This window comes from Candidatus Aalborgicola defluviihabitans (assembly GCF_016705985.1).
Taxonomy (GTDB): Bacteria; Pseudomonadota; Gammaproteobacteria; order Burkholderiales; family Burkholderiaceae_C; genus Allorhodoferax; species Allorhodoferax defluviihabitans.
The window spans coordinates 312,182-325,064 of sequence record NZ_JADJKN010000023.1 but is presented as its reverse complement, the minus strand read 5'-3'; the positions used below and the strand labels follow the sequence as shown (position 1 = coordinate 325,064).

Annotated in this window: 15 protein-coding genes; 5 read left to right on the top strand and 10 right to left on the bottom strand. The window is 57.6% G+C overall.

Annotated elements, in window-relative coordinates:
• Nucleotides 1-15: 15 nt before the first annotated feature.
• Complete coding sequence (locus IPI80_RS17470; RefSeq protein ID WP_413862382.1) at nucleotides 16-909, top strand: TPM domain-containing protein; 894 nt, start codon at nucleotides 16-18, stop codon at nucleotides 907-909.
• Nucleotides 909-1,424, top strand: coding sequence for a TPM domain-containing protein (locus IPI80_RS17465; RefSeq protein ID WP_413862380.1), 516 nt, complete (start codon nucleotides 909-911; stop codon nucleotides 1,422-1,424). Before IPI80_RS17470 ends, IPI80_RS17465 begins: the two co-directional genes overlap by 1 nt.
• Before the next feature lie 72 nt (nucleotides 1,425-1,496).
• On the opposite strand, the gene IPI80_RS17460 is transcribed toward IPI80_RS17465, so the two are convergent.
• The 9 genes from IPI80_RS17460 to IPI80_RS17420 are packed head-to-tail and all read right to left on the bottom strand — an operon-like array spanning nucleotide 1,497 to nucleotide 8,746.
• The gene (locus IPI80_RS17460) at nucleotides 1,497-1,913 is read right to left on the bottom strand and encodes a F0F1 ATP synthase subunit epsilon (protein ID WP_413862378.1); all 417 of its coding nucleotides are present in this window, start codon (nucleotides 1,911-1,913) and stop codon (nucleotides 1,497-1,499) included.
• 51 nt (nucleotides 1,914-1,964) lie between these two features.
• The gene (gene atpD / locus IPI80_RS17455) at nucleotides 1,965-3,386 is read right to left on the bottom strand and encodes a F0F1 ATP synthase subunit beta (protein ID WP_413862376.1); all 1,422 of its coding nucleotides are present in this window, start codon (nucleotides 3,384-3,386) and stop codon (nucleotides 1,965-1,967) included.
• 51 nt (nucleotides 3,387-3,437) lie between these two features.
• A complete protein-coding gene (gene atpG, locus IPI80_RS17450) occupies nucleotides 3,438-4,316 on the bottom strand; it encodes a F0F1 ATP synthase subunit gamma (protein WP_413862374.1) in 879 nt (292 codons plus the stop codon).
• 56 nt (nucleotides 4,317-4,372) lie between these two features.
• Entirely contained in the window at nucleotides 4,373-5,926 is a 1,554-nt protein-coding gene (gene atpA, locus IPI80_RS17445) for a F0F1 ATP synthase subunit alpha (RefSeq protein WP_413862372.1), read from the bottom strand.
• 50 nt (nucleotides 5,927-5,976) lie between these two features.
• Nucleotides 5,977-6,507 carry a F0F1 ATP synthase subunit delta gene (locus IPI80_RS17440; protein ID WP_413862370.1) on the bottom strand — a complete coding sequence of 177 codons (531 nt, stop codon included), beginning with the start codon at nucleotides 6,505-6,507 and terminating at the stop codon, nucleotides 5,977-5,979.
• Between the two features lie 9 nt (nucleotides 6,508-6,516).
• Nucleotides 6,517-6,987: a F0F1 ATP synthase subunit B gene (locus IPI80_RS17435; protein WP_413862368.1), complete on the bottom strand. Its 471-nt coding sequence runs from the start codon at nucleotides 6,985-6,987 to the stop codon at nucleotides 6,517-6,519.
• Between the two features lie 35 nt (nucleotides 6,988-7,022).
• Nucleotides 7,023-7,301: a F0F1 ATP synthase subunit C gene (gene atpE, locus IPI80_RS17430; RefSeq protein WP_413862366.1), complete on the bottom strand. Its 279-nt coding sequence runs from the start codon at nucleotides 7,299-7,301 to the stop codon at nucleotides 7,023-7,025.
• Between the two features lie 53 nt (nucleotides 7,302-7,354).
• Complete coding sequence (gene atpB, locus IPI80_RS17425) at nucleotides 7,355-8,242, bottom strand: F0F1 ATP synthase subunit A (RefSeq protein WP_413862365.1); 888 nt, start codon at nucleotides 8,240-8,242, stop codon at nucleotides 7,355-7,357.
• Nucleotides 8,243-8,263: 21 nt separating this feature from the next.
• Nucleotides 8,264-8,746, bottom strand: a complete 483-nt coding sequence (locus IPI80_RS17420; RefSeq protein WP_413862363.1) for an ATP synthase subunit I — start codon at nucleotides 8,744-8,746, stop codon at nucleotides 8,264-8,266.
• Nucleotides 8,747-8,927: 181 nt separating this feature from the next.
• Between IPI80_RS17420 and IPI80_RS17415 the strand changes: the two genes are divergently transcribed.
• The 3 genes from IPI80_RS17415 (at nucleotide 8,928) to lipA (ending at nucleotide 10,981) form a co-directional block, all read left to right on the top strand.
• Entirely contained in the window at nucleotides 8,928-9,218 is a 291-nt protein-coding gene (locus tag IPI80_RS17415) for a YbeD family protein (protein ID WP_413862361.1), read from the top strand.
• Nucleotides 9,219-9,290: 72 nt separating this feature from the next.
• On the top strand, nucleotides 9,291-9,932 hold the full coding sequence (gene lipB / locus IPI80_RS17410) for a lipoyl(octanoyl) transferase LipB (protein WP_413862623.1): 642 nt from the start codon (nucleotides 9,291-9,293) through the stop codon (nucleotides 9,930-9,932).
• A 26-nt stretch (nucleotides 9,933-9,958) separates the two neighbouring features.
• Entirely contained in the window at nucleotides 9,959-10,981 is a 1,023-nt protein-coding gene (gene lipA, locus IPI80_RS17405) for a lipoyl synthase (RefSeq protein ID WP_413862359.1), read from the top strand.
• A 122-nt stretch (nucleotides 10,982-11,103) separates the two neighbouring features.
• On the opposite strand, the gene ptsP is transcribed toward lipA, so the two are convergent.
• Nucleotides 11,104-12,879, bottom strand: a complete 1,776-nt coding sequence (gene ptsP / locus IPI80_RS17400; RefSeq protein WP_413862357.1) for a phosphoenolpyruvate--protein phosphotransferase — start codon at nucleotides 12,877-12,879, stop codon at nucleotides 11,104-11,106.
• Between the last annotated feature and the right edge of the window lie 4 nt (nucleotides 12,880-12,883).

The window sequence follows — 12,883 nt, the reverse complement described above, 5'->3', positions numbered from 1 at the left end:
GCCGGAACCTGCGCGATGCTGATTCGCTGGTTGTCCGCGTTGGTGCTGTGCCTCGCAGCCTGGGCCGCCGGCGCCCAGGGAGTGCTGCCGGTTCCCGCACTCAGCGGTCATGTGATCGACCAGACCGCCACGCTGGGAAGCGCACAGCAAACGCTGGAAACCAAGCTCGCAGCATTTGAAGCCTCCAACGGTGCGCAGGTGGTCGTGCTGGTGGTGCCCACCACACAGCCCGAAGACATTGCCAGCTACGCCAATCGTGTCAGCAACGTCTGGAAGATCGGGCGGCGGGGTATTGGTGACGGCGTGTTGCTAATCGTTGCAAAGGACGACCGCAAATTACGCATCGAAGTTGCCAAGTCACTGGAGGGCGCAATACCCGATCTGGCGGCCAAACAGATCATTGACGAGGCCCTGACGCCGCGCTTTAAACAAGGTGACTATGCCGCTGGTATCGACGCAGGTATCGACCAAATCCTGGCGCTAATCAAGGGCGAGGCATTGCCCCCGCCAACCGCGCGTGCGCAGTCCAGCAGTGTTTTTGGCGGTGACTTTCAATGGCAAAACGTGGCTGTTTTCGTATTCTTTGGGGTCATGCTGGGCGGTCGTATTGCGCGGGCTTTGCTGGGGAACAAATTGGGCTCCCTGCTGACCGGGGGTTTGGTGGGCTACTTGGTTAACTTTGCCACTGCCAGTGTCGTGTTTGGCGTCATCGCGGCATTGGTAGCCATGGTCTTCACCCTGATTACGGGGCTTGGTGGCAGCGGGCGGTTCGGGGGTGGTGGCTTTTCGTCCATAGGCTCTGGCGGGGGTGGCGGCTGGAGCTCAGGCTCAGGATCCAGTGATGGCGGCGGCTTCAGTTCTGGCGGTGGTGGTGATTTTGGGGGCGGTGGGGCCTCGGGAGACTGGTAATGTGGGACCGAATTAAACGTCTGTTGCGCTACCGCTGGATGGAAGACGCACATCGCCTGGTGAAGCCAGAGGTACTGCAACGTGTCAAAGATCGCGTGACGGCCAGTGAAAATTGGCACACCGGCGAAATCCGTATCTGCATTGAGGCTGCACTGCCCAATAGCTACCTGCTGCGCCCCGGCAATTTGCGCGCCATTACACGCCAACGCGCACTGTCCCAGTTTGGTAAATTGCGGGTGTGGGATACCGAACACAACAATGGTGTTTTGGTTTACCTGCTGTTAGCCGAGCGCAGTATCGAGTTGGTGGCCGATCGTGGGCTGAATGCCTTTGTGCCGCCACAAGGTTGGCACGTTATGGTGGAACGACTTGGCGAAGCCCTTCGGGAGGGGCGCTTTGAAGACGGCCTGGCAACCGCAATTGATGAAGTCTCTGCCGTGTTGGAGGCGCACTTTCCGCTTGCCCCCGATCAAGTTCGGCCCAACGAATTGCCCGATCAGCCCACTTTGCTCTGAGCGTTCTGCAAGTATCCAGAGTGCAAAAAACAAAACCACCCGAAGGTGGCTTTAGTCGCAGTGTAAATCGACTTATCTCTTCTGGCGGTACTTGCGCAGCGCGGCAATTTCGGCCGCAATGATGTACAACTCAGACGTAATCTTGGCCTGGTCAATCTCGCTCTTCGCGTTTTTGAGCGCCTGTTCCGCCGCTGCCTTGGCTGCATTGGCTTTTTCATCGTCCAGATCCTTGCCCCGTACAGCGGTATCAGACAGAACGGTGACACAGTTTGGCTGCACTTCCAGAATGCCGCCAGCAACAAAGACAAATTCTTCGCTGCCGTCAGCCTTTTCGATGCGAACCGAACCGGCCTTGATACGGGTGATCAAAGGTGTGTGGCGGGGGTAAATGCCGAGTTCACCAGCCTCACCGGGCAGGGCCACAAATTTGGCCTCGCCCGAGAAGATGGATTCTTCTGCACTGACAACATCAACGTGAATGGTGTTCATTTTTTCCCTAATCAGTTGGGGACAGAGCTAAAGATCGGTCCCGCAAAGTCATTAGATTTTTTTGGCTTTTTCGAACGCTTCGTCGATGGTGCCAACCATGTAGAACGCTTGCTCTGGCAGGTGATCACACTCGCCGTTCACAATCATCTTGAAGCCGCGAATGGTCTCAGCCAAGGTGACGTATTTGCCGGGGGAACCGGTAAACACTTCAGCAACGTGGAACGGCTGTGACAGGAAACGCTGAATTTTGCGGGCACGGGCCACGGCCAACTTGTCTTCAGGGGCCAAGTCGTCCATGCCCATGATGGCAATGATGTCGCGCAGTTCGCGGTAACGCTGCAACGTGCCTTGCACGGCGCGGGCGGTTTCGTAGTGATCCTGACCCACGACCAGCGGGTCGAGCTGGCGGCTGGTCGAGTCCAGCGGGTCCACGGCGGGGTAAATGCCGAGGGATGCGATGTCACGGGACAGCACCACGGTTGAGTCCAGGTGGGCGAAGGTAGTAGCAGGGCTTGGGTCGGTCAAGTCATCGGCTGGCACGTAGACGGCCTGGATGGACGTGATGGAACCGACTTTGGTCGAGGTAATACGCTCTTGCAGGCGGCCCATTTCTTCGGCCAGTGTAGGCTGGTAACCCACGGCGGAAGGCATACGACCCAAGAGCGCGGACACTTCGGTACCGGCCAATGTGTAACGGTAGATGTTGTCCACGAAGAACAGCACATCCTTGCCTTCATCACGGAAGGACTCAGCAATAGTCAGACCGGTCAGGGCCACGCGCAAACGGTTGCCTGGTGGCTCGTTCATCTGACCGTACACCATGGCCACTTTGGACTCTTCGAGATTGTCCAGGTTCACCACGCCGGAGTCAGCCATCTCGTGGTAGAAGTCGTTTCCTTCACGGGTACGCTCACCCACACCAGCAAACACGGACAAGCCGCTGTGTGCCTTGGCGATGTTGTTGATCAGTTCCATCATGTTCACGGTCTTGCCCACACCGGCACCGCCGAACAGACCGACCTTGCCGCCCTTGGCGAACGGGCAAACCAGGTCAATCACCTTGATACCGGTTTCCAGCAGCTCTTGCGAGGGGCTCAGTTCGTCGTACACAGGCGCCTTGCGGTGAATCGACATCGACAACTCGGCATTGACCGGGCCGCGCTCGTCAATAGGCGCACCCAGCACGTCCATGATGCGTCCCAGCGTGGCCTTGCCCACGGGAACCATAATGGATTCAGCCGTGTTTTTCACGATCATCCCGCGACGCAAACCGTCGGAGGAACCCAGCGCAATGGTGCGCACGATGCCGTCGCCGAGTTGCTGCTGGACTTCCAGCGTCAGCGCGGAGCCGTCCATCTTCAGTGCGTCATAAATCTTGGGCATTTGGTTGCGTGGAAATTCCACGTCGACCACGGCACCAATACATTGAACAATCTTTCCCTGAACGCCTGCGTTCACATTTGCCTGAGCCATTACGTTTGCTCCAAAAATAAATTCGTTAAACCGCTGCACGTGACCGTTAGGTCACACTGCTGCTGCGCCTGCCACAATTTCCGAAAGTTCTTTCGTAATTGCCGCCTGCCGCGTTTTGTTGTAGACCAGCTTGAGCTCGGCAATCACGTTGCCTGCATTGTCAGTTGCAGCCTTCATCGCGACCATACGCGCCGCATGCTCGGACGCCATGTTCTCTGCCACAGCCTGGAACACCATCGCCTCGGCATAACGCACCAACAACTCGTCGATGACCGTCTGGGCATCGGGTTCGTAGATGTAATCCCAGCCATGCTGCGCGCCACTTGCCTTGGTCTCTGCCTGCATCTTTTCCGCAGAAAGTGGTAGCAGCTGCTCGACCACGGGCTCCTGTTTCATCGTGCTGACGAACTTGTTGTAGCTGAGGTAAACCGCACTGACTTCGCCCTTGACATAGGCATCCAGCAACACCTTGACAGGCCCAATCAGCTTGTCCAGATGGGGCTTGTCGCCAAGGTGCGTCACGTGCGCCACCACCTTGGCGCCAATACGACCCAAGAAGCCCAGGCCCTTGCCGCCGATGGCCACCGTCAGAGGCGTATGCCCGGTAGACTGCGCATCACGCAGTTTGACCGTCACCGCCCGGAACAGGTTGGTATTGAGACCACCGCACAGACCTTTGTCGGTCGACACCACAATCAAACCCACCGACTTGGCGTCGTTGGGTTTCATGAACGCGTGAACGTACTCGGGATTGGCTTTGCCCAGATTGGAGGCGATTGCGCGAACCTTCTCGCTGTAAGGACGGGCAGCGCGCATGCGCTCCTGCGCCTTACGCATCTTGGACACGGAAATCATTTCCATGGCCTTGGTGATCTTCTTGGTGTTTTCCACCGATTTGATCTTGGTGCGTAGTTCCTTGCCTGATGCCATAGTTGCCCCTTTTGCTTAGTCGGTTTCGTAACGTTAAGTAGACTTACGTTTCCGAATCAAGCAAACGTCTTCTTGAAGGCACCTACAGCAGCCAACAATTCAGCTTCCGCTTCCTTGTCCAGTGCCTTGGAAGTCTCAATTTTGGCCAACAGGGCCGCATGCTTGTCCTTGAGGTAAGCGTGCAGACCATGTTCAAAGGCCAGAATATTCTTGACTTCGACATCGTCCATGAAACCCTTGTTCACGGCGAACAGCGACGCGCTCATCAGGCTGATGGACAGGGGGCTGTATTGCTTTTGCTTGAGCAGTTCGGTCACGCGGGCACCGCGGTCGAGCTGCTTGCGGGTGGCTTCGTCCAGATCAGAGGCAAACTGGGCAAACGCTGCCAGTTCACGGTACTGTGCCAAGTCGTTACGGATACCGCCCGACTGACCTTTGACCACCTTGGTTTGCGCGGCAGAACCCACACGCGACACCGAGATACCGGCGTTAATCGCGGGACGCACACCGGCGTTGAACAGCGAGGTTTCCAGGAAAATCTGGCCGTCGGTAATCGAAATCACATTGGTGGGCACGAAAGCTGACACGTCACCCGCCTGGGTTTCGATGATGGGAAGTGCGGTCAAAGAACCGGTTTTACCCTTGACTTCGCCCTTGGTGAAATCTTCCACGTATTTTTCGTTCACGCGGGCGGCGCGCTCCAGCAGACGGCTGTGGAGATAGAACACGTCGCCGGGGTACGCTTCACGGCCTGGTGGGCGGCGCAGCAACAACGAAACCTGGCGGTAGGCCACGGCCTGCTTGGACAGATCGTCATACACAATCAGCGCGTCCTGGCCGCGGTCACGGAAATATTCGCCCATGGTGCAGCCGGAGTAAGCTGACACATATTGCATGGCAGCCGATTCGGAAGCGGACGCAGCCACCACAATGGTGTATTCCATGGCGCCGGCTTGCTCCAGGGAGCGCACCACGTTCTTGATTGACGAGGCTTTTTGACCAATAGCTACGTAGATACAGGTCATGTTCTGACCCTTTTGGTTGATGATCGCGTCAATGGCCACGGCAGTTTTGCCGGTCTGACGGTCACCAATGATCAGTTCGCGCTGACCGCGACCGATTGGCACCATGGAGTCGATGGATTTCAGACCCGTCTGCATGGGCTGGTCCACCGATTTACGGGCGATCACACCAGGCGCGACTTTTTCGATCACGTCGGTCATCTTGGCATTGATAGGACCCTTGCCGTCAATCGGCTGACCCAAAGCGTTCACCACGCGGCCCAGCAGCTCGGGGCCAACGGGCACTTCCAGAATACGACCGGTGCATTTGACGGTGTCGCCTTCGGAGATGTGCTCGTATTCACCCAGAATCACGGAGCCGACAGAGTCACGCTCCAGATTCAGGGCCAGACCATAGGTGGGCAAACCATCGCTACCAGCGGGGAATTCGAGCATTTCGCCCTGCATCACATCGGACAGGCCGTGGATGCGGCAAATCCCGTCAGACACGGACACCACGGTACCCTGATTGCGGATATCGCTGCTCGCAGCCAAGCCTTCGATGCGGCTCTTGATCAGTTCAGAAATTTCTGCTGGATTGAGTTGCATGACTCTTTCCTTCTTTCGTTAAATTAGGCCAACTGCTACAGGCTTGCGCCTCAGGCAGTAAGGGCTACTTTCATTTGTTCCAAACGGGCTTTGACGGAGGTGTCGAGCACCTCGTCGCCGACCACCACACGAATGCCACCGATCAGCTCGGGTTGCAGGACAACAGATGCGTTGAGCTTGCGACCAAAACGTTTCTCCAGCATGACGGCTACTTCAGCCAGGGCGCTCTCGTCGATCGGGAACGCGCTGTACACCACCGCATCGGACGACCCACTTTGCGCATTTTTCAATGCGCGAAACTGGTGGGCAATCTCTGGCAAGACACTCAGACGCCCGTTTTCGATCACGGTCCGCAGGAAGTTCTTGGCCTGATTTGGCAAAGCCGTCTTGGCCACCGATGCAATCAGGTCAAACGTCTGATCCACGGTCACCTTGGGGCTGTCGGCAAACTGCTGCAATTGTGCGTTTTGCGCAATTACACCCAGCTCGTCAACCCAGACAGCAGCCGTCGACAGATCTGCAGCCGACGCCTTGAAAAGCGCTTCGGCGTACGGACGGGCAATAGTGGCAAGTTCAGCCATGGGGACCTCTTACAACTCAGTCTTCAGACGACCCAGCAAGTCGGCATGAACGCCAGCATTGACTTCCTTGCGGAGAATCTGCTCGGCGCCCTTGACCGCCAGTGCAGCAACCTGCTCACGCAGTGCCTCACGTGCCTTGATCGTCTGCTGATCCGCTTCCGCCTTGGCGGCCGCGATGATCTTGTTGCCTTCTTCGGTGGCTTTGGCCTTGGCCTCTTCCACCATCGCTTGACCACGACGCTCGGCATCTGCCAGGCGAGCCGCAGTTTCGGTACGCGACTTGGTCAGTTCATCCTCTACACGCTTGTTGGCAGACGAGAGCTCGGAGCGTGCTTTGTCAGCAGCAGCCAGTCCGTCGGCGATCTTGCCGGCACGTTCATCCAGTGCTGCCGCTATGGGCGGCCACACGAATTTCATCGTGAACAACACAAGCAATGCGAAGACGATGGCTTGCGCCACCAGTGTTCCATTAATGTTCACAGTAAATCTCCTAGTGCGAGGTTTGCAGCCAGGAATTACTTAGCAGCAGTAGCGGCAATAGCGCGGGCGATCTGGGCCAGGAACGGGTTGGCTGTAGCGAACCACAGGGCAATACCGGTACCGATAATGAAAGCCGCGTCGATCAGACCAGCCAACACAAACATCTTGGTTTGCAGTTCGCCCATCAGTTCAGGCTGGCGAGCAGCTGCTTCGAGGTACTTGCTACCCATGATACCGATACCGATACAAGCACCCAAAGCACCCAAACCAATGATCAGACCAGCAGCCAGAGCAGCAAAACTAATAACTTCCATGATTCACTCCTAATAAACTAATAAAACAAAACAAAACAAAACAAAACCGAAAATCAATGCGCGTCATGCGCCTGCCCGATGTAGACCAGGGTCAACATCATGAACACGAACGCCTGCAGGGTAATGATCAGGATGTGGAACACTGCCCACGCCCAACCCGCCACCACGTGCAGCAGCAGCAGCATCAAGCCTGCGGGCTCGAACGAAAACGCCCACGCGCCACCCAGCAGGGCAATCAGCATGAACACCAGCTCCCCTGCATACATGTTGCCAAACAACCGCATGCCATGCGACACCGTCTTGGCGACAAAAGAGATCAACTGTTCGGCGATATTCACGATGGCCAAAATGACGGCAAACACGGGATTCTTGCTGGTGCCGAATGGTGCAGATACCAACTCATGCGCCCAACCGCCAATACCCTTGATTTTGACGTTGTAGATCAGGCAGATCACCAAAACCGATACCGACAAGCCCATGGACACCGACAGGTCAGCGGTGGGGACGACGCGCAGATAGGCGTGACTCGGGTCATGCCCGGCAGCCCCATAAATCCATCCCCAGACCACGGGCAGGAAATCAACGGGCAGCAAATCCATGGCGTTGAGCAGGAAGATCCAGACAAACACGGTGAGCGCCAGGGGCGCAACCATTTTGCGGCTCGTGGCATTGTGAACAATCGCCTTGGCTTGTCCGTCCACCATTTCAATCAGGATTTCAACGGCAGCCTGGAAGCGCCCGGGTGTTCCGGATGTGGCGTTGCGGGCCGCCTTCCAGAGGAAGAAGCAACCCAATACGCCCACCAGAACCGAGAAGAAGATGGAATCGATATTGAAAACGGAGAAATCAACAATTTCCGTCTGTGGCTTGTTTTGCCAATGTGTCAGGTGGTGAACAATGTATTCACTGGCCGTGGGGGCTGCATGCGCTTCTGCGGACATAGTCAAAACTCTTTCAAACTCTCAAATCTGTTTAGGCTTGGGGCGCTTCAACAGCGCCAACCAATACATCTTCAAAGTTACAACCAGGCCGGCCAACAAGGCCAACCAGCTTAAATTCTCAATCAGTCGCGGCGCAGCAGCGATCATCGCAATGCTGACTGCCAACTTGACCGATTCCCATACAAAGAAGCCGAAACCTGCCGTTGCCGCATTCAGCGATGAAAACTGGCTCATCAGACCCCGGGCAAACAATGCCGCCGGAATGATGACTGCCAACGCCCCATACGCTGCCGACCAAGCTACCGAGGCCTTACCCGAGACACCCCAGGCAACCAAGGCCACTACCAACCCCACCACACACTGCAATCCAATCACCCACCAGGGCGACAATGCCGGCTCACGTTCACGCAAGGCCTGTGCCTCTTGCGAAGTCAGTCGCTTGAAATCCTGATCTTCGGACTCATCTGCATCAAAGCCATGCCTGCGAACAGGATCAAGCGCCATTATCGACATCTCAAATTACAGCCAGTTTACAGACCGGTTACACGCAGCAACTGCGACAAAGCCTTTGATTATACGTAGAAACCCGCAACGATCTGACAAAAAAACCTAAATCAGAGTATTCGTGCGTACGGGGCCGGGCATTTGCAGCCTTGTTTCAAAGCACCCCAGCGATAATTTGCCCATGCATACCACCCCAACACCTCCCGCACCGCGCCAGGAATCGCTGATCGAATACCCGTCCCAGTTCCCCATCAAGGTCATGGGTGAAAAAGTGGATGGTCTGGTGCATGCGATTACCCAAGTGGCCCACGCGTTTGACCCGACGTTTGACCCCAGCACCATTGAACTGCGCGAGAGCAAAGGCGGCAAGTATCTGGGCGTGACCATCACCATTACCGCCACCAGCCGCGAGCAGTTGGACGAGTTGTACCGTACGCTGTCCACCCATCCGATGGTCAAGGTGGTTCTGTAAGTGACTGAGCAGCCGGTCGCCATCGACATCCGCCAACTGGGCCGCGTGGACTACCTGCCCACCTACGCCGCCATGCAGTCGTTTACTGCTGAAAGAGACCTGCAGCCCTCGTCAAACATGCATGATCAGCTATGGATTTGTGAGCATCCACCAGTTTTTACCCAAGGCCTGGCGGGTAAGGCGGAACACATATTCATGGCCGGCGACATTCCGGTAGTGCAAACCAACCGAGGTGGCCAAGTCACTTTCCACGGCCCCGGCCAGGTGGTGGCCTACCCGCTGATCGACCTCAAGCGCGCTGGCTATTTCATCAAGGAATACGTTTTCCGCATCGAAGAAGCAGTCATCCGCACCCTGCTTTACTTTGGCGTCACTGGGCACCGGGTAGCAGGCGCGCCCGGCATTTACGTGCGCCTGGACGACCCAGCCGGCCACACCCCGCTGCCACAGCGCCCGCAGAAAGGGGCCAGCGCGACACCGGACTTCACCGGCCTGGGCAAGATCGCCCAGATTGGCATCAAAGTGAGCCGCAACTGTACTTACCACGGGGTATCCCTGAACGTAGCGATGGACCTGGAGCCCTTTTTGCGTATTAACCCGTGTGGGTATTCGGGGCTGCAGACGGTGGACCTTTCTACAATCGGCATCACTGTCGGCTGGACGGAAGCCGCCGAAGTTTTGAGCCACAAGCTCGCAACCTACCTGGCACCCTGACGCCATCTGGCGCAGACCACAACACCATGAGCCACACCACAACCGAGCCTGCTGCAGCAAGTGCCAGCAACCCCAACGTGCACGAAGCCCAGTCGCAAGCCGACTACAACCCCCTGGCCAAGCAAAAAGCGGCTGCCAAACTGTCTCGCATCCCGGTCAAGGTGGTGCAGGGTGATGTGCTCAAGAAGCCCGACTGGATTCGCGTGCGGGCCGGCTCACCGACCACCCGCTTCTACGAAATCAAAGACGTGCTGCGCGCCAACAAGTTGGTGACGGTGTGTGAAGAAGCCAGTTGCCCCAACATCGGCGAATGCTTTGGCAAGGGCACGGCCACTTTCATGATCATGGGCGACAAGTGCACACGGCGCTGCCCGTTTTGCGATGTGGGCCACGGCCGCCCCGACCCGCTGGACGTGAACGAACCCGAAAACCTGGCCAAGACCATTGCCCAGCTCAAACTGAAATACGTGGTGATTACCAGCGTGGACCGCGACGACCTGCGCGACGGCGGCGCCCAGCACTTTGCCGATTGCATTACCCGCATCCGCGAGCTGTCACCCGGCACGCAGATTGAAGTGCTGGTGCCCGACTTCCGGGGCCGCGACGACCGCGCGCTCAACATCTTGAACGCAGCCCCACCCGACGTGATGAACCACAACCTGGAAACCGCCCCACGCCTGTACAAAGAAGCGCGCCCTGGGTCGGACTACCAGTTCAGCCTGAACCTGCTCAAAAAGTTTAAGGCCTTGCACCCCGGTGTACCCACCAAAAGCGGCATCATGGTTGGCTTGGGCGAAACGGACGAAGAAGTGCTGCAGGTGATGCAGGACATGCGCGACCACGGTATCGACATGCTGACCATCGGCCAGTACCTGGCCCCCAGTTCCTCGCACCTCACCGTCAAGCGCTATGTGCACCCCGACACTTTCAAGATGTTCGAAGCCAAGGCCTATGAAATGGGCTTCAGCCACGCCGCTGTGGGCGCCATGGTGCGGTCCAGCTACCACGCAGACCAGCAAGCCAAGGATGTACTCGCACCAGGCGCTTGACCCACCCGACGCTCATCCTTGGTTGAATCGCGTGCACCACATCCATCGATCGTTTTAGGGATCTAGCCCTCGTCGATATTGCGCATAACGCTCCTGATTTAATAGCAATCAGGAGTATTGACTCAGGAATCTGCCAGTTCCCGTTCGGGGTCTTCGGCTTCCATCACGCGCCGCGCCCAAGGCGCCAGCTTGGTGGTGTCCGAGCGCAGGATTTCCTGCTTGACGGCCAAAATTTGCGCCGGGTGCATGGAGAAGCTGCGCAGGCCCAGACCCAACAGCAACCGAGTCAAGGTCACGTCCCCCGCCATTTCACCGCATACACTGACGCCCTTGCCCTGGGCGCGGCATTCGGCAATGGTGTCGGCCACCAAGCGCAACACGGCCGGGTGCAACGGGTCATACAGGTGGGCCACCGATTCGTCGGCTCGGTCAATAGCCAGGGTGTACTGGATCAGGTCGTTGGTACCGATCGACAAAAAGTCAAAGTGCTTAAGAAACAGCCGCAGGCTCAGGGCTGCTGCCGGAATCTCGATCATGGCACCGAGCTTGACCGCGCCGTACGCCACGCCCCGGTTATCCAGTTGCTTGCGTGCCTGGTCCAGATGGGCAAGGGTTTGGCGGATTTCACGCGCGTGCGCCAACATGGGCACCAGCAGGTGTACTTGCCCATGCGCAGCGGCACGCAAGATGGCCCTTAGTTGGGTCAGGAACATGGCGGGGTCCGCCAGGCTCCAGCGAATGGCACGCAGACCCAGAGCCGGGTTAAGGTGTGCATCGTCGCGCAGGGAGTCGTCCAGCGGCTTGTCGGCACCCACATCCACGGTGCGGATGGTGACGGGCAAGCCCTTCATCCCCTCCACGGCTCGCTTGTAGGCTTGGTACTGTTCTTCTTCTCCGGGCAGGCGGCCCTGGCGACCCATGAACAAAAATTCACTGCGAAAAAGACCCACACCCACCGCACCGGCGCTCAGCGCCACCGGAGCGTCCTCGGGCATTTCAATATTGGCCAGCAACTCGATCTTTTCGCCGTCCATGGTGACGGAGGGCGTGTGAAGCAGCCGCTGCAAGCGGCCACGCTCCAGTTCACGCTGGCGCTGCTTGAAACCATATTCCGCCAGGATGATGGGTGATGGATCGACGATAACCACGCCGGCATCCCCATCAATGATGACCCAATCGTCCTGACGTACCAACTGACTGGCCAGTCTGGCACCGACCACGGCCGGAATATCCATGCTGCGAGCCACGATGGCGGTGTGCGAGGTTTTACCCCCCACGTCGGTGACAAAACCCGCAAACACGCTTTGTTTGAACTGCAGCATGTCGGCCGGCGACAAGTCGTGTGCGATAAGGATCAGGGGCACATCCACCGTGTCGTCCAGCAACAGGTCTTGCTGAGATAATTTGCGCGCCACGCGCTGTGGTTGCACCACGACGGGAGAATGGGCACCTTTCATGGCGCGCAAAACCCGCTCGACGATCTGTTCCAGGTCGGCCTTGCGCTCGCGCAAGTACTCGTCTTCCATTTCGTCAAACTGGCGGGCAATGATTTCGAGCTGGGTCGTCAACGCCCATTCGGCGTTGTAAAGTCGATCTGCAATCCAGCGCTTGACGCCGCCCACCAATTCCTCGTCCTGCAGCAGCATCAGGTGGACATCCAGCAAGGCGCTCAGCTCCTGCGGCGTCTCCTTGGGGTCCATGTGGGTAATGCTGGCTTGCAGCCGGCGGATTTCATCGACGACAACGTTGCGTCCCGTGCGCAGTCGGGCGATCTCGGTCTCTACCTCGTGGGGTTGCACAAAGTAGTGGGCCACATCCACCCGGCTGGAGGCCACCAGTACAGCGCGCCCAATGGCAACACCCCGGGAAACATTGAGACCGTGGATGGCGAATGTCATTGAA

Coding starts and splice junctions, on each gene's coding strand:
- IPI80_RS17470 (WP_413862382.1), top strand. CDS start 16: ATGCTGATTCGCTGGTTGTCCGCGTTGGTGCTGTGCCTCGCAGCCTGG.
- IPI80_RS17465 (WP_413862380.1), top strand. CDS start 909: ATGTGGGACCGAATTAAACGTCTGTTGCGCTACCGCTGGATGGAAGAC.
- IPI80_RS17460 (WP_413862378.1), bottom strand. CDS start 1,913: ATGAACACCATTCACGTTGATGTTGTCAGTGCAGAAGAATCCATCTTC.
- atpD (WP_413862376.1), bottom strand. CDS start 3,386: ATGGCTCAGGCAAATGTGAACGCAGGCGTTCAGGGAAAGATTGTTCAA.
- atpG (WP_413862374.1), bottom strand. CDS start 4,316: ATGGCATCAGGCAAGGAACTACGCACCAAGATCAAATCGGTGGAAAAC.
- atpA (WP_413862372.1), bottom strand. CDS start 5,926: ATGCAACTCAATCCAGCAGAAATTTCTGAACTGATCAAGAGCCGCATC.
- IPI80_RS17440 (WP_413862370.1), bottom strand. CDS start 6,507: ATGGCTGAACTTGCCACTATTGCCCGTCCGTACGCCGAAGCGCTTTTC.
- atpE (WP_413862366.1), bottom strand. CDS start 7,301: ATGGAAGTTATTAGTTTTGCTGCTCTGGCTGCTGGTCTGATCATTGGT.
- atpB (WP_413862365.1), bottom strand. CDS start 8,242: ATGTCCGCAGAAGCGCATGCAGCCCCCACGGCCAGTGAATACATTGTT.
- IPI80_RS17420 (WP_413862363.1), bottom strand. CDS start 8,746: ATGGCGCTTGATCCTGTTCGCAGGCATGGCTTTGATGCAGATGAGTCC.
- IPI80_RS17415 (WP_413862361.1), top strand. CDS start 8,928: ATGCATACCACCCCAACACCTCCCGCACCGCGCCAGGAATCGCTGATC.
- lipB (WP_413862623.1), top strand. CDS start 9,291: ATGCAGTCGTTTACTGCTGAAAGAGACCTGCAGCCCTCGTCAAACATG.
- lipA (WP_413862359.1), top strand. CDS start 9,959: ATGAGCCACACCACAACCGAGCCTGCTGCAGCAAGTGCCAGCAACCCC.
- ptsP (WP_413862357.1), bottom strand. CDS start 12,879: ATGACATTCGCCATCCACGGTCTCAATGTTTCCCGGGGTGTTGCCATT.